General features: G+C 69.1%; 19 protein-coding genes and 5 pseudogenes. 10 read left to right on the plus strand and 14 right to left on the minus strand.

Annotated elements, in window-relative coordinates:
• Positions 1-7: 7 nt before the first annotated feature.
• On the minus strand, positions 8-703 hold the full coding sequence (locus ACFYR3_RS33515; protein WP_389285685.1) for a response regulator: 696 nt from the start codon (positions 701-703) through the stop codon (positions 8-10).
• Entirely contained in the window at positions 700-1,959 is a 1,260-nt protein-coding gene (locus ACFYR3_RS33520) for a sensor histidine kinase (RefSeq protein WP_389285688.1), read from the minus strand. The genes ACFYR3_RS33515 and ACFYR3_RS33520 overlap by 4 nt, the downstream gene beginning before the upstream one ends.
• Before the next feature lie 119 nt (positions 1,960-2,078).
• Here ACFYR3_RS33520 and ACFYR3_RS33525 point away from each other — a divergent pair, with 119 nt between their 5' ends.
• The 3 genes from ACFYR3_RS33525 (at position 2,079) to ACFYR3_RS33535 (ending at position 6,438) form a co-directional block, all read left to right on the plus strand.
• On the plus strand, positions 2,079-2,837 hold the full coding sequence (locus ACFYR3_RS33525) for an ABC transporter ATP-binding protein (protein WP_389285690.1): 759 nt from the start codon (positions 2,079-2,081) through the stop codon (positions 2,835-2,837).
• Positions 2,834-4,837, plus strand: coding sequence for an FtsX-like permease family protein (locus ACFYR3_RS33530; RefSeq protein WP_389285692.1), 2,004 nt, complete (start codon positions 2,834-2,836; stop codon positions 4,835-4,837). Before ACFYR3_RS33525 ends, ACFYR3_RS33530 begins: the two co-directional genes overlap by 4 nt.
• 158 nt (positions 4,838-4,995) lie before the next feature.
• Positions 4,996-6,438 (plus strand): DMT family transporter, encoded by a 1,443-nt coding sequence (locus tag ACFYR3_RS33535; protein ID WP_389285694.1) that lies wholly within the window; start codon positions 4,996-4,998, stop codon positions 6,436-6,438.
• Between the two features lie 34 nt (positions 6,439-6,472).
• Here ACFYR3_RS33535 and ACFYR3_RS33540 read toward each other — a convergent pair whose 3' ends face one another.
• Positions 6,473-7,381, minus strand: a complete 909-nt coding sequence (locus tag ACFYR3_RS33540) for a LysR family transcriptional regulator (protein WP_389285696.1) — start codon at positions 7,379-7,381, stop codon at positions 6,473-6,475.
• A gap of 125 nt (positions 7,382-7,506) precedes the next feature.
• Here ACFYR3_RS33540 and ACFYR3_RS33545 point away from each other — a divergent pair, with 125 nt between their 5' ends.
• The gene (locus ACFYR3_RS33545; protein ID WP_389285698.1) at positions 7,507-8,310 is read left to right on the plus strand and encodes an SDR family NAD(P)-dependent oxidoreductase; all 804 of its coding nucleotides are present in this window, start codon (positions 7,507-7,509) and stop codon (positions 8,308-8,310) included.
• A gap of 81 nt (positions 8,311-8,391) precedes the next feature.
• Positions 8,392-8,520: a hypothetical protein gene (locus ACFYR3_RS33550; RefSeq protein ID WP_389285700.1), complete on the plus strand. Its 129-nt coding sequence runs from the start codon at positions 8,392-8,394 to the stop codon at positions 8,518-8,520.
• A gap of 45 nt (positions 8,521-8,565) precedes the next feature.
• On the opposite strand, the gene ACFYR3_RS33555 is transcribed toward ACFYR3_RS33550, so the two are convergent.
• The 7 genes and pseudogenes from ACFYR3_RS33555 to ACFYR3_RS33585 all read right to left on the minus strand — a co-directional run bounded on the left by ACFYR3_RS33555 (position 8,566) and on the right by ACFYR3_RS33585 (position 12,806).
• On the minus strand, positions 8,566-9,264 hold the full coding sequence (locus tag ACFYR3_RS33555) for a DUF4232 domain-containing protein (protein ID WP_389285724.1): 699 nt from the start codon (positions 9,262-9,264) through the stop codon (positions 8,566-8,568).
• 389 nt (positions 9,265-9,653) lie between these two features.
• Positions 9,654-10,283: pseudogene (locus ACFYR3_RS33560) on the minus strand (transposase); the annotation flags it as partial.
• Positions 10,284-10,512: 229 nt separating this feature from the next.
• Positions 10,513-10,776, minus strand: a pseudogene (locus ACFYR3_RS33565) (hypothetical protein); the annotation flags it as partial.
• A 44-nt stretch (positions 10,777-10,820) separates the two neighbouring features.
• Entirely contained in the window at positions 10,821-11,420 is a 600-nt protein-coding gene (locus ACFYR3_RS33570) for a cation transporter (protein ID WP_389285702.1), read from the minus strand.
• Positions 11,421-11,573: 153 nt separating this feature from the next.
• Positions 11,574-11,831 carry a relaxase domain-containing protein gene (locus ACFYR3_RS33575; protein WP_389285726.1) on the minus strand — a complete coding sequence of 86 codons (258 nt, stop codon included), beginning with the start codon at positions 11,829-11,831 and terminating at the stop codon, positions 11,574-11,576.
• On the minus strand, positions 11,738-12,343 hold the full coding sequence (locus tag ACFYR3_RS33580; protein WP_389285704.1) for a relaxase domain-containing protein: 606 nt from the start codon (positions 12,341-12,343) through the stop codon (positions 11,738-11,740). Before ACFYR3_RS33580 ends, ACFYR3_RS33575 begins: the two co-directional genes overlap by 94 nt.
• 250 nt (positions 12,344-12,593) lie before the next feature.
• Positions 12,594-12,806: a hypothetical protein gene (locus tag ACFYR3_RS33585; RefSeq protein ID WP_389285706.1), complete on the minus strand. Its 213-nt coding sequence runs from the start codon at positions 12,804-12,806 to the stop codon at positions 12,594-12,596.
• Between the two features lie 764 nt (positions 12,807-13,570).
• On the opposite strand from ACFYR3_RS33585, the gene ACFYR3_RS33590 reads away from it, so the two are divergent.
• From ACFYR3_RS33590 to ACFYR3_RS33600, 3 genes and pseudogenes are all read left to right on the plus strand, one after another.
• Entirely contained in the window at positions 13,571-15,010 is a 1,440-nt protein-coding gene (locus ACFYR3_RS33590) for an ISL3 family transposase (protein WP_389285708.1), read from the plus strand.
• Between the two features lie 29 nt (positions 15,011-15,039).
• Positions 15,040-15,180 carry a hypothetical protein gene (locus ACFYR3_RS33595; RefSeq protein ID WP_389285710.1) on the plus strand — a complete coding sequence of 47 codons (141 nt, stop codon included), beginning with the start codon at positions 15,040-15,042 and terminating at the stop codon, positions 15,178-15,180.
• Positions 15,181-15,979: 799 nt separating this feature from the next.
• A pseudogene (locus ACFYR3_RS33600) lies at positions 15,980-16,210 on the plus strand (helix-turn-helix transcriptional regulator); the annotation flags it as partial.
• Positions 16,211-16,357: 147 nt separating this feature from the next.
• Here ACFYR3_RS33600 and ACFYR3_RS33605 read toward each other — a convergent pair.
• A complete protein-coding gene (locus ACFYR3_RS33605) occupies positions 16,358-17,023 on the minus strand; it encodes a TetR/AcrR family transcriptional regulator (RefSeq protein ID WP_389285712.1) in 666 nt (221 codons plus the stop codon).
• A gap of 109 nt (positions 17,024-17,132) precedes the next feature.
• Here ACFYR3_RS33605 and ACFYR3_RS33610 point away from each other — a divergent pair, with 109 nt between their 5' ends.
• Positions 17,133-18,032: an SDR family NAD(P)-dependent oxidoreductase gene (locus ACFYR3_RS33610; protein WP_389285714.1), complete on the plus strand. Its 900-nt coding sequence runs from the start codon at positions 17,133-17,135 to the stop codon at positions 18,030-18,032.
• A gap of 60 nt (positions 18,033-18,092) precedes the next feature.
• On the opposite strand, the pseudogene ACFYR3_RS33615 reads toward ACFYR3_RS33610, so the two are convergent.
• The 3 genes and pseudogenes from ACFYR3_RS33615 to ACFYR3_RS33625 form a co-directional block, all read right to left on the minus strand.
• A pseudogene (locus tag ACFYR3_RS33615) lies at positions 18,093-18,176 on the minus strand (hypothetical protein); the annotation flags it as partial.
• 559 nt (positions 18,177-18,735) lie between these two features.
• Positions 18,736-19,257: a hypothetical protein gene (locus tag ACFYR3_RS33620; RefSeq protein WP_389285716.1), complete on the minus strand. Its 522-nt coding sequence runs from the start codon at positions 19,255-19,257 to the stop codon at positions 18,736-18,738.
• Between the two features lie 249 nt (positions 19,258-19,506).
• A complete protein-coding gene (locus ACFYR3_RS33625) occupies positions 19,507-20,403 on the minus strand; it encodes a hypothetical protein (RefSeq protein ID WP_389285718.1) in 897 nt (298 codons plus the stop codon).
• A gap of 223 nt (positions 20,404-20,626) precedes the next feature.
• On the opposite strand from ACFYR3_RS33625, the pseudogene ACFYR3_RS33630 reads away from it, so the two are divergent.
• A pseudogene (locus tag ACFYR3_RS33630) lies at positions 20,627-21,016 on the plus strand (IS21 family transposase); the annotation flags it as partial.
• Between the last annotated feature and the right edge of the window lie 341 nt (positions 21,017-21,357).

Raw genomic sequence — 21,357 nt, forward strand, 5'->3', positions numbered from 1 at the left:
GACGGGTTCAGCGGTCGCCGACCACGCCGCAGCGCCATGCCCAGGCTGCAATCTCCACGCGGTTCCGCAACCCCAACTTGACCTGGATGTTGGTCAGATGGGACTTGACGGTGGAGAGCGAGACGCAGAGCTCGGCGCAGAGCTCCTGATTGGTCCGCCCGTCGGCAACCAGCCGGGCCACATCCAACTCCCGTTCCGTCAGCGGACCGGAAGACACCTCGCCGCTGGAGGCGGGCCGCTGCTCGCCGATCCGCTTCAGCAGCCGTACGGTCACAGAGGGGGAGATCAGCGCGTCGCCGCGCGCCGCCGCGCGTACCGCCTCCACCAGCAGTCCGGGGCCCGCGTCCTTCAGCAGGAACCCGCAGGCACCGTTGCTCAACGCCCCGTAGAGGTAGTCGTCCTGGTCGAAGGTGGTCACGACCACCACGCGCAGCGGATCGACGGCCCTCGGGCCCGCGAGCAGCCGGGTCACTTCCAGCCCATCGAGTTTCGGCATCCGAATGTCGACCAGGCACACGTCGGGGCGCAGCCTCCTGGCCAGGTCCACGCACTCCGCGCCGTCGGCCGCCTCGCCCACGACCTCGATACCGGGCTGTGTCTGGAGGATCAACCGGAAGCCCGTGCGCACCATTTCCTGGTCGTCGGCGATCAGGACCCGTATCTCTGATCCGCCTGATGCGCTTGATCCGCTGGCGTTGGTCATGCGGGGGATCCTGCCACAGCCCCTCTCACCGGGAATTCCGCCGTCAGCCTCCAGCCGCCGTCCTCGGCCCGGCTCGCCTGGAGCGTGCCGCCGACCGCCTCGGCGCGTTCGGTCAGCCCGATGAGGCCGAGGCCGCCACGCCCGCCGAGAGGTTCGGCGTTCGGTGTCGCCGGCCGGGGCGGTGGTGCGTTGTGCACCTCGACCCGAAGCCGTCGGGCAGCCGCGCTGTCGACGTCACCGCCGCCGTCGTCATCGTCCGACAGGGCTACCCGTACGGAGACGGACGGTGATCCCGGCGCGTGGCGGCGTACGTTCGTCAGCGCCTCGCGCACGACGTTCCGCACGGAGGTCTCCACCTCGGGGGCCGGCCGCGCCTGCCGGGCCTCGGCCGCGAACTGGAGGGTGGCGGGGACGTCGCGTTCGGAGAACGTGGCGACCAGTTCGCCCAGTTCGGCGTACAGCTCCCCCGGCCGCACCGTCCGTGTGGTGTCGTCGCGCAGCACGCGCACCAGCTTGCGCATCGACTGCAGGGTCTCGCCCCCGGCCTGCTCGATGCCGCGCAGCAGCGGATCCACGTGCTCGGGCGCGATCTCCCGGATCGCCTGGGCCGCCTGGGCCTGGACGACGATGCCCGTGACGTGGTGGGCGACGAAGTCGTGCAGTTCGCGGGCGAGTTCCAGGCGTTCGTTCTGGCGCGTGTCGGCGACGGCGCGACTTCTGCGGTCGTCGAGGCTGCGGAGGTAGGAGCCGATGCCCACGGCACCGCCCGTGAAGAAGATCAGGAGGAAGGAGAAGTAGACGTTGCCGCTGTCAAGCATCCGCATCGGTGCCGCGATCACGGCGGAGGCGAGTGCGGTGCCCAGCGTGGCGGCCAGCCAGGGCTGCGGTGTGTCTCTCATAGTGCGCACCAGCAGGAGCAGCAGGCACAGTGTCTCCAGCAGGCCCCAGTCGGCGATCAGCCACGGCTTCACGGACGTGAAGAGGGCGAGCGTCACCGTCCAGGAGACGAGCACCGCGGCACCCGCGCCCCAGGCCGGCGCGAGACGTCCGTCGGGCAGCAGCAGCGCGACGGCCGCCACGAGGCCCGGGGCCAGCCTCCACCATGCGCTGCCGCCTTCGAGTCCGGCGTCGGACGCAGCGCCGGTCACGTCCACCACCCACAACAGCGCCATGACCACCCCCAGTGCGGTGAGGGCGGTGCGGTGGGGCAGCGGGGAATTCAGGGTGTGACCGTCTGTGTCTCTCGCGTCTCGCACATCTCGCAGCGTAGGGGCGGCCCGCGCCGTGCGGCCTCGGCCAAAAGGACGACGCGGTGGCTCCCAACCGGCCGGTCGGCCGAGGTGAAGGGCCGTCGCAGAGGCGGAAGTTGGAGCACATGACCAACAACACCTCTTGGCCGCCGACCGTGTTGAGCGGCATCGGACTGTCCAAGTCCTTCGGATCCACCCGCGCGCTCGACGGCGTGGACATCGCCGTGCAAGCGGGCGAGTCGCTGGCCGTGATGGGCCCCTCCGGGTCCGGCAAGTCGACGTTGCTGCACTGCCTCGCGAACATCGAGCGCCCGGACAGCGGCCAAGTGCTGCTGAACGGCGAGCGCATCGACCAGTTGCGCGAGCCGGTCCGCAGCGAACTGCGCCGTACCCGCTTCGGGTTCGTCTTCCAGTTCGGGCAGTTGCTGCCCGAACTGCCGGCCGTGGAGAACGTGGCGCTCCCGCTGATGCTCGGCGGCACCTCGCGCCGCGAGGCGGAGCGGCGCGCGCGCCAGTGGTTCGCGCCGCTGGGCCTGGAGGGCAAGGAGGACAGCCGTCCCGGCCAGCTGTCCGGCGGGCAGGCACAACGGGTGGCGCTCGCACGGGCGTTGGTCGCGGGCGCCCAGGTCGTCTTCGCCGACGAGCCGACGGGTGCGCTCGACCAGGCCACCGGGCAGGACGTGATCCGGATGCTGACGGAGGTCACCAGGACGCAGAACACCGCGTTGGTCGTGGTCACCCACGACCGGTCGGTGGCTCGCTGGTGCGACCGTACGGTGGAGGTGCGGGACGGGCGGATCGTACGGGAGACGGAGGCGGACGCGGGTCCGTCCTGGACCGGCGTAATCGGCGCACCCGGCGTGACCGGCGGAGTTGTGCGATGAGGACTGCGAGGACGCTGGACCGCACCACCTGGACACTGACCTGGCGGCTGCTCCGCGGCGGCGGCAGGCACGGCCGGCTCGGCGCCGGACTGTCCGTCGCCGCCTCGGCGATCTGCACCGCGCTGCTGCTCCTGTGCGTCGGCGCCAACCTCGGCTTCGGCGTGCGCGCCGCGCACGCCGACTGGCGCACCCCCGTCAAGGCCGGACTCTCGCGCGCGGTGGCCGTCGAGGCGGTGGGCACCACCTTCATCGGCGGTGAGCCCGTGACTGTCGTCGATGTCGCGGCGTTGCCGGGCAGGAGCGGTGAGGCGCCCGCGCCCCCCGGTATGCCGCATTTCCCCGAGCCGGGCGAGGTATGGACGTCGCCCGCGCTCTGCAAGCTGCCCGGCAGCAAGAACACCACCGGCACGCTCGGCCGCGCCGCGCTGGTCAGGCCCGGCGAGAAGCTGGCCATCGTCGGGCACCGCGCCGATGACCTGGCGATGACAGTGAAGCGCGGCACCGACCCGCGCCGTCCGGGGGACATCGTCACACCCACGCCCGTCGCGGACTTCGCGGGGAAGCGTACGGCGGACGGCCTCGGTGCGCAGTACCAGGCTCTGATGAAGATCGCCACGGTACTGCTGATCGTGCCGCTGCTCGTGCTCGGCGCCTCCTCGGCCCGGCTGTCCGTCTCACGTCGCGACACACGACTGGCGAGCCTGCGGCTGCTGGGTGCGGCGCCCGGCCGGATCGCGGGGATCGCGGTGGCCGAGGCGACGCTGACCGGTACGGCAGGGGCCGTCGCGGGCGCGCTGGGCTATGCGCTCCTCCTGCCCCTCGCGGCCAAAGTCCCCCTGTCGGGCGGCAGTTGGTACCTCTCCGACCTCTGGGTCGGTACGGGAGTCCTGCTCGCTGTACTCGCCGGCGTGGTGCTGATGGTGGCGGCCAGCGCGCTGGCCGGACTGCGGCAGGTCGTCGTGGGTCCGCTCGGAGTCGTACGCCGCTCGCGCACTCCACGTCTGAAAGCCGTACGCGCGCTGCTGTTCGTCGCCGTACTGCTCGGCTACTGGCAACTGTCCAAGGGCAAGCCGATGGACATCGACGCGGTGGTGTACTGCTGCGCCGCCGTCTTCGCCGCGCTGTCCGTCATCGGCCCTTGGGTGGTCGGCGTACTCGGCACTCTCGCCGCAGGATCGGCGCGGCGACCGGCGACGCTCCTTGCGGGGCGCCGTCTGCTCGACGACCCCAAGTCCGTGTGGCGTGCGGTGTCGGCGCTGACGCTGGCGGCCTTCGTGGCGGGTTTCTTCGCGCTGTTCAGCCTCGGCGGCGACTCACCGTGGGGCAGCGCGGACCAGCTCGCGGTGTCCGTGCCGAAGGAGCGCGTCGCCGCCGTGCGGCAGCAGGCCACCGCACGCCTGGAGCGGGCGGGCATCCACGCCACCGTCGGCGCCAACAACGACTGGGTCGCCACCGGCGTGGGCGGCGGGGGCGAGCGCCAGGTCACCGCGACCGTCACGGACCCGGGCCGCCTTGACGCGGCGCGCGACGTACTCACCGGCCTCGTACCCGGCCAGTACCCGCTCACGGGCCCGGACGTCGACTGGCAGTCGCGCCAGTTCAACCGCGACTTCCACCTCGTGACGCTGGGCGTGCTCGGCGCGAGCTTCGCGATCGCCATCGCCGCTACGGGCATCACGGCCGCCTCGTCCGTCCTGGACCGCCGCCGCACATACGGCCTGCTGCATCTCGCGGGCACCCCGCTGCGGGTCCTGGACGCGGCCAGGCGTACGGAGTCGGTGCTGCCCGCCGCCGTGCTCGCGGGCGGCGCGGTGCTCACGGGGCTGTTCTGCGCGGCGCCGCTGACGCTTGCCGGGGGCGCCCCGCAGTTCGACGGCCGCGGCACCGCGCTCCTCGCCGGCTGCCTGGCGCTGGGCTTCGCGGGCCTGGCCGGCGCGAGCGCGGCGAGCCGCCCGCTGCTGCGCTCGGTCGCGGGAGAAGCGGGCCCGCGCCCGGACTAGCCGGAACTGTGCCGCCGACCTCGACCTCGCTGATCGGTTTCGACGGTCATCCATGAACTCCTGCGCCAGGTCCAAGACCCCTCGCGGCTGAAACCAGACCAATCCACCTGTCATGAGCAGCTGTTGAACCCCCTATCGCAAGAAGGTTCCCCCACGCCATGCGCACCAAGCTTGATGCCGTCTCCATCTCCGCCGTGCTGGTGACGGTCGGCGCGTTCTCCGCGACCGCACCGCTCACCGCGTTCGCCACCGGCTCCGCGCTCGCGCTGGCGCTGGGCCGCAACGCGCTGGGGCTCCTGACTCTCGGACCGGTGGTCGCACTGATCCGCCGGCGCGAGTTCAGGAAGGTCTTCCGCGGCGAGCGTTTTCTCGTGCGCAAGGAGCAACGCCGAGGTGCTTTCCTGGGCGCTCTCGCCGGTACGGCGCTGGCCACGCACTTCGCCACCTTCATGTCCAGCACCCGGATGACCAGTGTCGCCATGGCGACCGCCCTGGTCGCCACCCAGCCCGTCTGGCAGGCCCTCATCTCGACGCTGCAGGGCCAGCGGCTGCCGCGCGCGACCTGGACCGGCCTCGGCATCTCCGTGGCGGGCGCGGCGGTCGCCAGCGGTATGGACGGGCGGGCGGGCACCGTAGCGGTCGTGGGTGACGCGCTCGCCCTCGCGGGTGCGATCGCGCTCGCCGGCTACACGGCGATCAGCGAACAGGCCCGCCCCGATGTCAGCACGATGGCGTACTCGGTGCTGTGCTCTTCGGTGTGCACGGTGGAACTGCTGATCCTCTGCCTCGTCACCGGAACACCTCTGTTCGCCTTCAACGGTGGCACCTGGCTCGCCCTGCTGGGTCTGCTGATCTTCCCTCAGCTGCTCGGCCTGTTCTCCCTCAACTTCGTCCTCGGCCGGGCGCCGGCCACGGCGGTGAGCATCTTGCTGCTGCTGGAGGCACCCGTGGCCGCGCTCATCGCCTGGCTGTGGCTCGGCCAGCTGCCCGCCGCGACAGCATGGCCGGGACTGTTCATGATCATGCTGGGGGTGACCGCGGTGGTGGTCGCGGACGCGCGACGCGCGGATCCTGCGACGGACACCGTCACGGACATGGACACCACAGGCGAGGTACGTGGTCTCGTCGCTTTCCCGCAGCATCCGCTCCTCGCCCTGAACCACATACCCGGTGGCGACATCCACGCCTTTTTGTGGCGCGAAGCGCACAGGGGACGCTTCAGGGCGGTCGAGGCCACCATAAGAAGGCTGGAGAACGAGGCCGTCCGCGTCCACGGCGCCAAGTCCACCGAGGCCACGCACTGGATCGAGGTACGCGCCGTCGTCGCCCGTATCGCCGCGGACCACGTCCTCTCCGCCCGGCTGTGGCTGACCGCCGCCCGGTTCCACTCCTCTTCGGCGCGCAGGGATCTCCCCAGCACGCGTACCTGTCTCGGCCACGCCTACCAGGAGTGGTGCGGCGTGACGGACGAAGATGTCATCGACGAACTGGCCTCGGCTTTACGGGCAATGTGCCGGCAGGACCCGTACTACAGCACGGAGATGCTTGCCGCCCTGGACAGACACCTGCTGCACAAGTCCGTTCACTCCCGTCAGGAGTGATTCGGACGGGAGTGTCCAATCAACGGCGGCGGCGTCATGGCGCCACACGAAGCTGTGCGGCCTCGTGGCGCAGCGCCCCCACGGTGGCCGTCACCTCGGGAGAGCGGTCGCGGACCGTGACGGCGACGATGGCTCGGCCGAGCCAGGCGGGGTCGTCGACCTGGACGATGCGGACTCCGGTGGGGACCGCAGCCGCGGCTACTTCGGGGAGTACGGCGATGCCGAGACCGGTGGCGACAAGGCCGAGGCGAGTGGGCCATTCGCGGGCGGCGTAGGCGATCCGCGGGTGGTCGAGGGTCGGCCAGGCGCCGAACTGGGGGTCGTCACGGAGGCCCTTGCCGACGATCCAGGGTTCGTCCCTCAGCTCGGTCACCGGGATGGTTCCACGGCCGGCGAACCGGTGGTCGGCAGGGACGGCCAGCAGAAGGCCGCCGTCGAGGAGCAGGTCGCGGCTCAGTCCCTCGAAATCGTAGGCGGGCAGGTCCGCTCCCACGCCGATCACTGCGACGTCGATGCGGTGAGCGCGGAGTTGACGAAGCTGCGTGGGCGAGGACGCCTCGCCGAAGTCGACGATCAAACCCGGGTGGTCGTTTCCCAGGCGGGCCAGTGTCCTGGGGACGAGCACGGCGGCGGCCGAGGGGAACGCCGCGATGGCGACTCGTCCAGTGACATGGTCCTGCAGTCCGGCGAGGTCTGTGCTGACGGCGTCGATCTCGTTGAGGGCGGTCGCGGCGCGGCGGGCGAACATCATCCCCGCGGGAGAGGGGGCCACCCCGCGGGCGCCCCGGACGAACAGCGGTGCGCCCGCGGCGGCTTCCATCGCCGCCACCTGACGGGACACCGCTGACTGCGTGTATCCGAGTGCGTCGGCCGCGGCGGTGAACGATCCGGTGTCGACCACTGCCTGGATGACGCGGAGACCGGTGAGGGTGAAGTCGGCCATGCCGTCATCCTGACACATTCCGAAACCGCATGTCTCCTATGTGAGACCTTCGCTGGTGGAATACCTATATCGGCAGCACGATGGAGGAGCAACAGCAAGCAATTCACGTACAGGGAGCACCGGTCATGGCGAAGACGTGGTTCATCACGGGCAGTTCGAGGGGGTTCGGCCGCGAGTGGGCAGAAGCGGCGCTCGAACGCGGCGATCACGTCGCGGCGACGGCTCGGGACCTCAATCGGCTGACGCCTCTGGTCGAGCGGTACGGGGACGCGGTCTTGCCGGTCCGACTCAACGTCACCGACCGCGGCGCGGTGCATGAGGCGGTGCAGCTCGCCCACTCACATTTCGGTTCGCTGGATATCGCGGTCAACAACGCCGGCTACGGGCATTTCGGCATGGTCGAGGAGTTGAACGAGGACGACCTCCGGGCGCAGATGGAGACCAACTTCTTCGGCGCGATGTGGGTCACGCAGGCCGTGCTGCCCTTCATGCGGTCGCAACGCTCGGGAAGGATCCTGCAAGTGACCAGCGAGGGAGGCGTACGTGCATTCCCTGGCATCGGTGCGTACCACGCCTCCAAATGGGCTCTTGAGGGACTGTCGGAGTCTCTGGCGCAAGAAGTGGCAGCCTTTGGCATCCACATCACCAACGTCGAGCCCGGTCCCTATGCCACCGACTGGCTGGCTCGCGGGGCACGGCACAGTGAGCGGCACCCGGACTACACCGAAGTCCACGCGGCCACCGCGCAGGATTTCGAGGTGGGCGACCCGCGCGCGACCCGCGACGCGATTCTTCGGATCGTCGATGCGGAGCGCCCCCCACTGAGGATCTTCCTCGGCAAGTCCTTCACCGACGTCGCCGCTCTCTACGAGGAGCGTCTGAGTACCTGGCGCCAGTGGCAGCCGGTCTCCCTGGCTGCGTTCGGTTAAGTGGCAACGCCGGGTGTCAGTGGTGGGCGGTCATGTGGGCGAGGGTCTGCTCAGCGCTGTCGGGGGGCGAAGGCGCCGTGGATGGCCGCAGCCGACGTCCTGCTTCGTACGTTGCACGACGCCGACACCCGTGACAGCGGGCTCACCGAACCATGCGCCGTCGTCTGCCACCACGTTCCCGGGCCGAACAACACCGTCTTCGTACTTTGAGCCTTTGCACCGGGAAGAGTCGGCCGGGGGGCGTGGCTGCCGGCCTTACTTGCCGGAGCCGACGTGGTAGCCGACGGGGTCGACGGAGACGTCCGGAACGTGGCCGCTGGCGGCGGCGACGGTGATGGTCAGATCATTGAGGTTCACGATCTCCGAGACCTTCTCGTTCGGCGGGGTGACGGAGAGCCGGGTGTAGGTCTTGCCGGAGCCGCTGGTGTCCGGGCTGTAGTGCAGCAGGAAGCGGGTCTCCTCGCCGGGCCCGATGGTGACGGTGGACGCCGTGGCGTCGGTGCGGGCGGCGTCGGGCCCGGTGTCGCCCAGTCCATCGGGGCCCACGAGTTGGACGCCCGGGAAGCCGTGCATGCTGCACTTCTTGGAACCGGTGTTCTTCAGGTTGACGACTATCTCGCCCTCGGTCCCGCTGGCGGTGGTGCTGAGGGCGAGATGGTCGGTCTTGCACATGGAACCCGACGTCGAGGACTGCGCCTGGGCGGCGGTTCCGCTGCCCTTGCTGGAGCTGGTGGAGCCGGTGGAGCCGGACGAGGAGGAACCTGAGGTCGAGACCTGGCCGCCGGTGGAGCTGCCGCCGGTGGTGGAACTGCTCGCGCCGGTGGAGCTGCTCGCGGCGGTGGACGCGCTGGTGTTGGCGGAAGCGCTCGATCCGTCGCTGCTGCCGCACGCGGTCAGCGAGAGGCCGGCAGCAGCGACGATGAGGGCGAGGGCGGGCATCTTCTTGACGCGCATCGGTACTCCTGGGAAGCGGTGTCGTATCGGCCGCTCGCTCCGGCTGAGCGGCCACGGTTGTTTCATAGGAGGTCTGTGCCGGGTGATGCGTTGCGGTACGAACTGCACCAAGACACCGCTGTGACAAGGGAGTTGATGCGCCGTTACGGACGGCGGAGAAACACGGACAGACCGGGCCCATTGCAACGGCTGCCGGGCCCCGAAGGCACACGCGGTCATCCGTCGGGGCAGGGTGGCAAGCACTGCGGGGCGCCGCCTGGGGTTGAGCCGGACCAGCAACTGAGCGCCGGTGTCGGCAGCCGAGTTGACGAAGCCCCCCATCACGATCCACGCGGGCGGGCGTGCCCGCGCCATGACGCGACTGTGGGGGGGTGCCTCTATGTCCTTCGTCAAGCGAGGCGAGGGGGTCGGGCTTCGTAGAAGGTGCCGTCGCGGAGCATGGCGAACAGCACGCTGATGCGGTGGCGGGCGAGCCGGAGGAGAGCCTGCGTGTGGGTCTTTCCTCTGGCGCGACATCGGTCGTAGTAGGTGCGGGAGGCGGGGTCGTGCAGGGCCGCGAACGCGGACAGGAACATCGCTCTCTTCAGCTGCCGGTTGCCGCCGCGGGGAGCGTGTTCGCCATGGATCGATGTCCCTGACGACTTTGTCGTCGGGGCGAGGCCGGCGTAGGAGGCGAGATGGGCGGCGCTGGGGAAGCTGGTGCCGTCGCCGACGGTGACCAGCAGGACAGCGGCGGTCCTGACTGCGACCCCAGGCATTGACGTCAGGACCTGCGAAAGAGGGTGCTCCTCCAGCAGGGTGTTGATCTGGGTTTCCAGAGCTCGGCGCTGTTCGTGGACGGCTGTGAGTGAGCGGGCCAGGGACGGCACGACGATGTCGAGGGTGCCCGTGCCGGGGACGACAACGCTCTGCTCGTCCAGGGCGTCGAAGACCTCGTCGATCAACCGGGCTGCCATGCGTGGGGCCTTGGGCCGGATTGCTTCGACGAGGCGGCGGCGTCCGGCCTTCCGCAGAGCTGCCGCCCGTGAGCTGTCCGGCGTCGCGCCGGACCGGGCGATGGCCGGACCTCTTATCAGCGTCTCCATCGGCACCCCTCGGGCCCGGCGACACCACCCCCCAGGTCATCGTGGACAGGGGGACACAGTCATACCGGGCCCGGAGGCCAGCGGCCCTCTTGCAGGACCGCGAAGAAGATAACGGGGAAGGGCGACGTCGTGCCGCTATGGAATCGGGTCTGCGGCCGCCGACCGACCGGAACATCCCGGCGACGAGATTGCGCCCCGCCCAGCCGTACGTGCCGGGCTCGCCGATCGTGGCGGCCCACATCGCGTTCCAGCTCACCAGCGTCCAGTCGGCGGCGAAGACCGCAGCGGGGTTCCCGCCCATGCGGTGCGCGAGCCGCTCCACACGTGGCGGTACATCGAGGGGAACGTTTCCGGGTGGCTTCGTAGGTGAAGTCCGACTCCACTTGTAGGTCAATCCTGACTCCACCTGGAGCCCGGGGCCGTGCATGGATGTAGGTGAGAAGTGACTCCACCCCGGAAAGGCGGCGCCAGTCAGTGAGCCTCGGAGAAGATGTCCCGTACCTCACGCGCGGCGTAGTAGACGATGACGTAGCCGGCCAGCGGATCGGCCCACCAAAGGCCGCCGAACGTGTTCAGTGCGAGGCCGAGCAGGACGGTGGCGGCCAGCAGGCCGTCGATAAAGGTGATCCGCCCCTCGGTCTTCAGGACCGGGTTGTCCAATGCGGTGCCGGTGCGGGCCTTGCCCCAGGCCAGGGAGAACATCACCGCGGCGGTAACGGCTGTCCAGGCGATCCCGAGGGGGCTGTGGTGGGCGTGGAAGCCCGCAGCCAGGGCCCAGGTCGACTGCACCAGCAGGTAGAGGGCGAGCCCGGCGAACGCGGCGCCGATCAGGCGCATAGCCCTGCGCTGCCGGTCTGCGCCGGTACCCGACAGCTCCCAGATCACCACGGTCGAGGCGCCGATCTCGATCAGGGAGTCCAGACCGAATCCTGCCAGGGCCACCGAGCGCGCCGAGACGGCGGCGATGGCAAGCACCACGATGCCGACCACGTTCCAGCCCAGCGTCGCGCACTCCAGGAGAAAGCCCCGGCGAAGCAGGGTTTGGCGGGAAGTCTCGGTCGCGTTGGTCACCGCGCGATCCTCCCAGGTCACCGATGCCAGCGGGAGATGGGCCTGTCTGACGCACTCCGCGTCTCCCAGCGCAAGAGCTCCAGTGGCGTCGAATCTCATCGACACCAAAGGTCGGCCCGGACCACTGGAGTCAGAACTCGCCTACTGCTGGAGTCAGAACCAACTGACAAAGCCAGTCGCCAGCCCCAGCTCCTCACAGACCTCAGCGGCCACGGTCTCGTTGTAGAGCGCGGATGCGGCGACCGTGTTCTCGAACAGGGCCTCGGAGTGGATCGACCCCCATTTCCCGTCCAGGCGCTGCCCCTTCACGGACAGCATCAGGTGGTCGTGCAGGAGTGGTAGGCCCGAGCGTGCTTCGTAGTGGCGGAAGCGTGCGGCGACCAGGCCGCCCGCCGGCCGGACGCGGTAGATGCCGCGTCCTTGCCGTACCGGATCACCGCCACCTCGTCTTCGATCCACTCCAGCACCCACTCCAGCACCCGCTCGATCGCGCGCTCGTGCGCGGCCTCGATCACCCTGCGGGTCTCCTCATCACCCAGCGCCCACAACAGGTAGACCGTCGGCTGCGGCCGGAAGACGAGATCGAAGCCGGTGACCGTCACCCGGCGTCCGAGAGCGCCGGCCCTCAACGCCTCCTTCGGGGACTTCCCCGCGGCCAGCGCTTCGGTCTCGATCCGCTCCGCGTACGGGTGCCGGCCCCGCTCGCCGAACAGGTTCCGCAGCTGCTCGGTGACCTCCTCCCCCGCCGCCAGACCGAGCACGGCCAGGCCGCGGCCCATCCATCGCCCGGCCGGGACACCGGCCTCCTCCTGGGCCTCGCGCAGCGGCGTGCGGGCCGGGCTGCGGCCGTCACCGACGACCACCTGACGCAGGTAGTAGCGGTACATCTGACCGGCTCTGATCAACGCGATATCCACTGTCATAAGACCACGCCACACGATCCTGACCTGCAAGGAAAGATCGATCAGCCCCACATCCCGCCAGGCGGGAACAGCGGCTGAACTTTCTCGCCGGATGCCCGTCAGACGGGAAGCGAGCAGACACCGCCAGCGAATGTCATCGCTCTCCGGCAGTCCTCCCCCCAAGACCCGAACGACACCCACAAGCACCCAATGGCCCCAAGCAGGACTGCGCATCACCCACGGCGCCAGGGCATTCCAGCCGGGCGGAACCTCAGTGGCCTGACTGGGTGATCCCCTCAGTCACCTGCCCGACCACGTCGATCACACCGTGCCCGAAAGCGGTCGGAGCGACCAGCACCCCGAACACCAACACGATGAGCACGGTCAGCTGCTCATCCGACCGCTTCCGTGCCTCAGTGCGACGCCGCAGCCGCACAACGATGATCACTGCCAGGAGTACCGCCACGTTGATCGTCAGCACCACATGCCCCCTCCTGTGAACGCACCTCCTACTGATGTAGCCGCACCTACGTCCGTCAGCAGCTCAGACGCTGGTAGGTGGCAACAAAGCGCGTACAGATCGGCCGGATTCGCGGGCTTGCTGCCACCCGCCCCGAATGCCTGCGCAGACGTTCGACAGATCCTGAATTAGCGCTGCCTGGTTGAGGGCGCTCTCCCGCGCCCTCAACATCGAGTCCGCTTCCGCCGGCTATTGCGGAGAGGACACCTCATACGGCTGATCCGTCAAACGGGTGGGCGTACCAGGGCCGACGGCACCACCGGCTCGGACAACTCCCACAGATCAGCCGAAACCATGTGCTCAACAAACGAAGCCCTCACCGTCCCGGACTGCCGCAAGATCAGGCCGAAATGGCGTCTCAGACACAAGGGCGGGCTGGAGGGCGGGGGGCAGGGCGTGTACTGGGTCGGCTGCTGCGCGAGTGCCACGAGAAGACCGGCCAGGACCACGGCGAGAACCACGCCCCAGGGTGGGCGGGAGGCGTGGCTGCTGGAGCGGCTCGCGCCGAACTCCTCCCCACATCCACGGACCCGAACACCCCAACGCCCTCGTCAGCCATGAGCAGTTGGTCTATTGGAGGAGGGCCGCAGTATCTGCCGGGTCAGCCCGGATCCAGGTGTCGGCGTCGGCTAGCCTGGTTCAGGCACGGATTCCGTGAAGGTGATCGTGCTGCCGTGCGCCGGTGACGCTCCGTCATCCTGGGCGTCATTCTTTGGTCGTGTGAGACCTTGCTGGAGTTGGTGTTCCCGCATCTGGTGACGGTGCTGGTGGAACGCGTGGTGGTGGACAGCGGCGTGCTGCGGATCGCGGCGAGCGCAAAGGACGAGACGGCGTCCGTCTGTCCGGGGTGCGGGGTGGCGTCGACACGGGTACACAGCCGCTATGGACGCCGGATCGCTGATGCGCCGGTCGGCGCCCGGCCGGTGCTCATCGAGTTGTCGGTGCGCCGGCTGTTCTGCGACAACCGCGGCTGCGAGAGGGTGACCTTCGCCGAGCAGGTCGAGGGGCTAACCAGCCGCTACGGTCGGCGAACGCCGGTGCTGCAGCGGATCGTCGGTGCTCTTGGTGTCGTCCTGGCCGCTCGCGCCGTGGTCCGGCTGGGTCTGGTGCTGGGCATAGTGGTCAGTCGGATGACCGTGCTGCGCGTTGTGATGGCGCTGCCGGAGCCGGCCTGGGCGGTGCCGCGGATGCTGGGAGTGGACGAGTTCGCGACCAGGAAGGGCCGCCGGTACGGCACGATCTTGATCGACTGCGAGACCCACCAGCCCCTGGACCTGCTGCCCGACCGCGAGGCCGGGACCCTGGCCGCATGGCTGCGCGAGCACCCCGGCGTCGAGATTGTCTGCCGCGACCGCGCGGCGTTCTTCGCCGAAGGTGCCCGCACCGGCGCCCCGCAGGCCCAGCACTGCGCAGATAAATGGCATGTCTGGCACAACCTCGGCGAAGCCGTCGAACGCCTGGTCTCCCACCACCGCGTTCTCCTCCGCGACCTCGTCAAGCCGGAACCCGAACCCGAACCTGTGCCGACCTCCGTCGGCCAGGAGCCATCCGAGCCCTACCCGGCTGGGAAGTTCCTCGACCGGCTCCGCGATACCCACGCCGCGGTCCGGGGCCAGGTCGAGCAGGGACTGAGCCTGCCCGAAGTCGCTCGCCGGCTCGGGCTGGGCCGCAACACGGTGCGCAAGTACGCTCGCGCCGCCAGCCCGGAGGCGATGCTGCACGGCCAGTGGCAAGACCGGACCAGCAAACTCGACCGCTACCGGCCCTACCTCGAACAACGGATCGCCGAGGGCTGCACGAACCTGTCGATCCTCCACCGCGAGCTGCAAGAACGTGGGGCCCGCTGCGCCTACAGCACCCTGCGCGACTACGTCCATCCGCTGCGTCCCGGGCATCGGCCCGCAGCCAACCGTCCGCCGATGGCCCGGCCACCCTCACCCCGCGAAGCCACCCGCTGGATCATGAGCCACCCCGACCACCTACGCGACGACGACCAACTGCGGCTCAAGACACTGCTGGCCCGCTCGCCCGAACTCACAGCCGCCACCACCCACGTCCGGACGTTCGCCACCGTCATGACCACCGTGAAGGAGAACGGCTGCGCGGATGGATCGCCGATGTCTGCGCCGATCGGCAGTGCGGCCTGGCCTCCTTCGCCGCCGGGCTGATCACCGACCTCGACGCCATCGTCTTCGGCATGAGCACCGAATGGTCCTCCGGCCCCGTCGAAGGCCGCGTCAACGACCTGAAAGCCCTCAAGCGCAGCATGTTCGGCAGAGCGAAACTTCCGCTACTGCGCAAGCGGCTTCTCCTGATCGCGGCCAGCCGCCGACCCTAACTTCTGGCGCCTCGGGCCTGGCGGTCCAGGAACTCGATCAGTCGCGTCTCCGAACGCAGAAGCCGTTCTCGCTGCTCAGGAGGAAGGGATGCAAGGAGGTCGACCAGGACTCGCTTCCGCGGGACGTACACCATGTTGCCCGAGTAGATCCGGCAAGTGGAACACCAGGCGAGTCCGACGCACTGCTCGAACATCGAGGACTCGGGTAGATGGAAGCGATACTGGTACGAACAGACGGGAGTTCGACAGTCGGCGCAGACGCGTCGATCGCCGTCGGGAATCGTGTCCCAGCTCCCGACCTTTCCCCAATGCTGTCGCCCGGCCGGTGCTCTTCAAGTCGTCATGCCGAGCATTCTCGCGCACAGAGGTCCACCCAGCACAGCCTCCGAGCAAGACTACGGCCGACCACAGACCGTAACCAACTCTTGGTCACCTTCACGGAATCCGTGCCTGAACCTCAGTTCCGGACCCACCCGGCACACCCGGCTCGGAGCCGAGGTCGGGCTCTGCCGGTGACGTCCGGCTTCGCGTGCAAGGCTGAGCGGTGTGGCCGCGCGGCGTGCCGACGGTGCGCGTGGGGTCGTGCTGACCGACCGACGTCGCACAGCGCGTGCCGCACCCGCGCGATCTCGCACATCGTGCTCAGCTCGTGCAGGCGCTGCTGGGCCAGCATGGTGACGGGCGTCGGTCCTCGACGCCGTCCGGCAGATCCGCACGCTGGTGGTGCAGGTGTCCTGCTACGAGTCCGGCCGGACCAGGCCGCGGGCGAAGGCGGTGCAGGCGCTGGCGGCCGTGCTCGGCGTCGACGTGCTGCAGCTGCTGGCGCCCGGAACACCGGTCACGCTGCGCGCGCGACTGGGGCTTGACCCAGGACGACGTCGCTGCCGCGCTGGGCATCAGCCGCAGCCTCTACGCCGCCGTCGAGCAGGGTAAGCGGGCGGCGAGCGTGCCCGAGACGGCCGCGCTCGCCGCGGCTCTGCACACCTCGGTCGACCAGGTCCGCCGGGCGCTGCCGCCGTCGCCGGCGTGACGGCTCAGCCGCCGCCGGGCCCGAGGAAGAGCGTTGACGCGGAGTCCGAAGTGGTCAGGGCCAGCGGCCCGAGCTTGGGCACCCCGGCCCGTCCACCGTCCGAGCGAGAGAAGTGCAGAGGTTTTGGCCTGTCCAGTGCAACGCAGGTCAGCGGCGGGGTAGCACGCCCAGGAGGGTTGCGGTCAGAGCCTGCTTCAAGTAGTCCTTCAGCTCCAAGTGGAAGCGGGCCAGGTCGGGCTCGGCCTGGTAGGCCGCCTGCAGACTGGGCGGGGGTGTGCTGTACGCCGACAGCGCGCCGGCCATGACCATGGTCTGCAGGCTGAACAGTGTTGCGTTCTCGCCCAGTTCCGGGAGGTACTTCTGGAGCAGGACGGTCATGGTTGTCAGGCGGTCCAGGGAGGCGCGCTTGTAGCGTGCTACGACCTCGACGGAGACGTTGTGTTCCAGGACGCTGCCCTGTGCGCCGAAGAGGTCGCACAGCACCACTCGGCCGGAGAGTGAGCGGCTGAGGATCTCGGCCACCGCTGCCGCTCGCTCGGCCATGGGTAGATTTTCGTCGATGCCGGCGGCCAACTCCCCTGCCAGTTCCGTCAGCCACTCCTGCAGGAAGTGGTCCAGCAATTCTAGCAGCACCGCCTCGCGAGACTCGAAGTAGCGCAGCACGTTCGGCTTCGCCAGGCCTACCCGGCGGCTGAGCTCGTTCAGGGTGACCGCGGCCACAGGCATCTCGTCGAGCATCGCCGACGCCATGTCGAGGATCGCCCGTCGGCGGATCTCCCGCTGCTCTTCGGTTCGCGCCCGCTGGAAAGTCACGATCACCAGCCTAACTTAGGTACCTGCGGTACGTTGACAACGTACCGAAAGTACTTTAACGTCACCGGCACAAGATACCTTCGGTACGTTAGTTATTTGGGAGCCTGACATGAGCGACAAGTGGACGACGGCGAACATTCCGGACCAGCGCGGGCGGGTGGCCGTAGTGACCGGGGCCAACACCGGACTGGGGTACGAGACCGCCAAGGCGCTCGCCGAGCGCGGGGCGTCCGTGGTGCTCGCCGTGCGCAACGTCGAGAAGGGCGAGCAGGCCGCGGCCCGCATGACCGGCGACGTGACCGTGCAGGCGCTGGACCTGACCTCGCTCGACTCCGTCCGGACCGCGGCGGCGGCGCTGCGGTCCCGGCTCGACCGGATCGACCTGCTGATCAACAACGCCGGCGTGATGTACACCCCGAAGCAGACCACCGCCGACGGCTTCGAGATGCAGTTCGGCACCAACCACCTCGGCCACTTCGCGCTCACCGGGTTGCTGCTTGACCTGATGCTGCCGGTGCCCGGCTCACGCGTGGTGACGGTCAGCAGCACCGGCCACCGCATCCGGGCCGCGATCCACTTCGACGACCTGCAGTGGGAGCGGTCGTACAGCCGGGCCGCCGCCTACGGTCAGTCCAAGCTGGCCAACCTGATGTTCACGTACGAGCTGCAGCGCCGGCTCGCCACGCACGGCACCACCGTCGCGGTGGCCGCACACCCCGGCATGTCCAGCACCGAGCTCGCCCGCAACACCCCCGCGGCCCTCCGGCTTCCGCTCACCTGGCTCGCGCCGCTGATCACCCAGACGCCGGCCATGGGCGCGCTGCCGACCCTGCGCGCCGCCACCGACCCCGCCGCGCTCGGCGGCCAGTACTACGGCCCCGGCGGACGCAACGAGGTCAAGGGTCACCCCCGGCTGGTCACCTCCAGCCCGCAGTCGTACGAGGCAGCCGTCCAGCAGCGGCTGTGGACCGTCTCCGAAGACCTCACCGGGGTGCAGTTCCCCATCTGAGTCCAAACAGAACCCGTTTCCCTCCGGATCGGCCATCACGATGTAGCCCGCGCTGGTAGGAGGCGCCGGCTCGTCGCGGCGCAAGCGGGTGGCGCCGAGACCGACGAGGCGCTCAACCTGGCCATCGGCGCCCTCCGCCTGCACGGACGAACAGACATCGCGGAAGCCACCCGATGGGCCACCCGAAACACGGCCAGACCATTCGCCATCCTCGGACTCACACCATGATCCACGATCTCAAAACGGCCGTGGGGCAGGGAGAGTTCCGCGTCGGCCGGGTGCACGCTGGTCTGGCCCTTGCCCCACCATGCTGTCCGCGTGATGGTGACCGTGCCGAACACGCAGGCCAGCAGGCGGGAGTGCCCCATCTCACGGTGCGGGCGGACGAGCCCGTCCGCACCGCGGATCACCGTTTCCTTTGTCTGCCGCATCTGTTCCCGCTCTCGGCGTTCTCGCAGATCGAGGTGTCCTTGGAACAGCAGCCGCAGCAGTTCACGGCCTTGAAGCCCGACAAGGTCCTCAAGTTCGTGATGGGACAGGCCGGCCGACTCCGGGCCGGCCAACGCGCCTTTCAGGCAGTCGAAGGCCCTTGCCGCGGCGGCGAACGGATCGATGGCATCGAAGGCGTCGTACGGTTCCATACGGCTCTTCTTTCTGCGGCTTCGGTTTGGTGTGGTACCTCCGAAGTTAGAGAGAAGAGCCTTTATCGTTCCGCGAATTCGCCGATTCCCCGCCCGGGCACCGGGCGGGCCGGCGCGAACCGTCCGGGCTGGTCCTCTACCAGCCAGCCCCGCTGCACCAGCCGTTTCAGTTTCCCCCGCGTCCCCTCGATTTTCCCGGTCACCACGGGCAGCCCGATCCGGGGCACGATCTGCTTCGCCTGCATCGGCCCCGATGCAGGTGCGATCACCTCCACAATGTCCCGGTACACATCCGGCAGGACATCCGCCGTGAGACCTTCCCGCCAGTGCGGCACCATGATCGCCCCCACCACCCGCACCTCGGGTTCCACCGGCTCCTGCAGTGTCACCGGCTCAGCCACGTCCTGCCCGGCCAACTCGGCGAGCACCTCGGTCACCGTCTCGCGCGCCACCCGCAGCCGCGACCACGCCTCCCGCTCACCCGCCAGCCGGGACGTCAACTCGGCGATCCCCGCTTCGAGTTCCTCCACCCGGACACGCGCCGCCGCCTCCCGCGCCTCCAACTCCTCGATCAACGACACCATCGACGCCCCCTACTTCACCCGCCACAGTAGAAGGACACCTACCCCGCCCACACCATCAACCAGCGTTCTCCCAGCTCAGAGCTTCCCCGGAAGAGAGCCACACCCATCGGCGAACGTACGGGGAGCGTAGGGGGCAAGCCACGTCTCGATACGGTTCCGCGAATCGGATATCGACGAAGTCGCCCTGGAATCATCCCTGTTCGGCGGCGCGCCGGGAACGCCTTGCGCGGGCGAAGGCGGCTGGCCGCGTCAGGTCCTGGGGTGCAGGGGGCTGCGCGTCATGTGGCTGTGGACGGCAGCTGCCACGGGCTGCTGTTCCAGGTAGCGGCCGGCTGCGTGCGGGTCGTCGTCGTTGTCCACGGCAACGTCGGTCACACCTGGTGCGATTACGGAGAGTCCCACCCCGGCGGTGACGGGATCGCTCGGGTCGAAGACGTTCAACCAGCGGACGCCAGGCGGCAGTTGAAGCTCGTCAGATACGCGTACTCCGAGTTCGCGCCGCAACGGAAGCCAGGCCAGGGGCGATCCACAGGTGATGAGCATGCTCACGCCGCCATCGGCACCCGAGGGAAACCGGCCGCGTCGGAACATGTCGTACACGATGACGCTGCCCAGGGAGTGGGCGATGATCAGGGTGGCCCCGCTCTGTTCCACCGCCTCACGCACGCGGTCGCGGACGGTGTCCGCCATTCCGTCGTATTTGGGTCTGGTACTGAAGTAGCCGTACACCTCACTGACCCTGCTGAGCAGCGCCTTCCCCACTCCAGGGCCGCATCTGCGGTCGATACGCGCGAGTGCCGCCGTGATGCGGGGCGAGACAGGCGGAGGGGCGCCCAAAGTGCCGACCGCCGACCGCTCTCCCGGCACGGGTGGCGTGTGAGCCTCCAAGGCCTGCGCCAGCAGAGCCAGCTCCTCCTCGTCGCTTTCGGCCAACCCCTCGGACGGGGCGTCGTCGCCGAGTTGGAAGCGCCCCTTGGGGAAGACGTCGCCGTAATACGGGGTGGTGACCGACGGTATGGAGGACGTGGGACCGCAGTGCAGGGAGATGCCCTCCGCCAGGGCCAGGTTCCAGTCCTCGGCCAGCTTGAGGGCGTTGGTGTCGCGCTGGCGGATTCCGTGGACCCCCACCACATGCAGATCACTCACTGGACCAGCTCCTTCTCTCCTCCGCCTCCCCTGGCGGCACGCCGAGGATGCTACCGGTGGCCCGCCGAGCCGTGCCGTACGAGCCCGAAGGCGGCCGTTCCCGGCGGTAGAGTGCCGCTTTCGAGCCGTAGGGCATGGGCATCGCAGCAAAGGATCCTGAAACGATCACCAGATCCCCTGACTGGCACGTCACCTGCTCAGTGATCACTACCGGATTTGTCACTCGGACCGGCCGCCGAAGTACGAACGGGCTCCGCGCGGGTCGGTGGCGGATGCGTTCGAGTCGCAGATCCGGGCCCTGTTGAACGAGTGGCCCCGGACGCCGGCGCCGGTGATAGCCGAACGGATCGGCTGGCCGCACTCGATGCCGCCGCTGCGCAAGCGGCTCGCGGTGATCCGGCCGGAGTCCGTCGGCATCGACCCGGTCGACCGCGTGACCTACGAACCCGGCCAGATCACCCAGTGCGACCTCTGGTTCCCCGAGACGAAGATCCAGGTCGCCGCAGGGCAGGAGCGGGTGCTGCCGGTGCTGGTGATGGCGCTGGGATTCTCCCGGTTCATGATCGCCACGATGATCCCGACGCGGCAGGCCGGAGACATCCTCGCGGGGATCGGTAATCGACCCGAACCCGGCGACCAGACTGCGGACTTGGTCTCGCACCGCTCCCACTCAGTGCATCCAGCCGGGGCACATGGAGGCAGGTACGGCGGTGAGAGATGATGGCGGGACGAACACGGCACCCTCGTGGATCTTGAAGCGTAGAGAACTCCATGATCTACAGGGGCCGTGTTCGTCTGCTTCCGGGGGACGCCGCCAGCACCAACCGGCTCAAGATCGGACGAGCCGGGCAAACGCCGGGGCCCTGAGCCCGGATCCACCGGCCGATGTTTCCGAGGTCCGATTTCTCGCCGAGGGCTGATGGTGGTGTGGGGCAGGGGTTCGAGGGTGTGCGG

The sequence above is a fragment of the Streptomyces sp. NPDC005784 genome (genome assembly GCF_042871525.1).
Taxonomy (GTDB): domain Bacteria; phylum Actinomycetota; class Actinomycetes; order Streptomycetales; family Streptomycetaceae; genus Streptomyces.

Coding starts and splice junctions, on each gene's coding strand:
- ACFYR3_RS33515 (WP_389285685.1), bottom strand. CDS start 703: ATGACCAACGCCAGCGGATCAAGCGCATCAGGCGGATCAGAGATACGG.
- ACFYR3_RS33525 (WP_389285690.1), top strand. CDS start 2,079: ATGACCAACAACACCTCTTGGCCGCCGACCGTGTTGAGCGGCATCGGA.
- ACFYR3_RS33530 (WP_389285692.1), top strand. CDS start 2,834: ATGAGGACTGCGAGGACGCTGGACCGCACCACCTGGACACTGACCTGG.
- ACFYR3_RS33535 (WP_389285694.1), top strand. CDS start 4,996: ATGCGCACCAAGCTTGATGCCGTCTCCATCTCCGCCGTGCTGGTGACG.
- ACFYR3_RS33540 (WP_389285696.1), bottom strand. CDS start 7,381: ATGGCCGACTTCACCCTCACCGGTCTCCGCGTCATCCAGGCAGTGGTC.
- ACFYR3_RS33545 (WP_389285698.1), top strand. CDS start 7,507: ATGGCGAAGACGTGGTTCATCACGGGCAGTTCGAGGGGGTTCGGCCGC.
- ACFYR3_RS33550 (WP_389285700.1), top strand. CDS start 8,392: ATGGCCGCAGCCGACGTCCTGCTTCGTACGTTGCACGACGCCGACACC.
- ACFYR3_RS33555 (WP_389285724.1), bottom strand. CDS start 9,264: ATGCGCGTCAAGAAGATGCCCGCCCTCGCCCTCATCGTCGCTGCTGCC.
- ACFYR3_RS33580 (WP_389285704.1), bottom strand. CDS start 12,343: ATGACAGTGGATATCGCGTTGATCAGAGCCGGTCAGATGTACCGCTAC.
- ACFYR3_RS33595 (WP_389285710.1), top strand. CDS start 15,040: ATGAGCACCGAATGGTCCTCCGGCCCCGTCGAAGGCCGCGTCAACGAC.
- ACFYR3_RS33610 (WP_389285714.1), top strand. CDS start 17,133: ATGAGCGACAAGTGGACGACGGCGAACATTCCGGACCAGCGCGGGCGG.
- ACFYR3_RS33620 (WP_389285716.1), bottom strand. CDS start 19,257: ATGGTGTCGTTGATCGAGGAGTTGGAGGCGCGGGAGGCGGCGGCGCGT.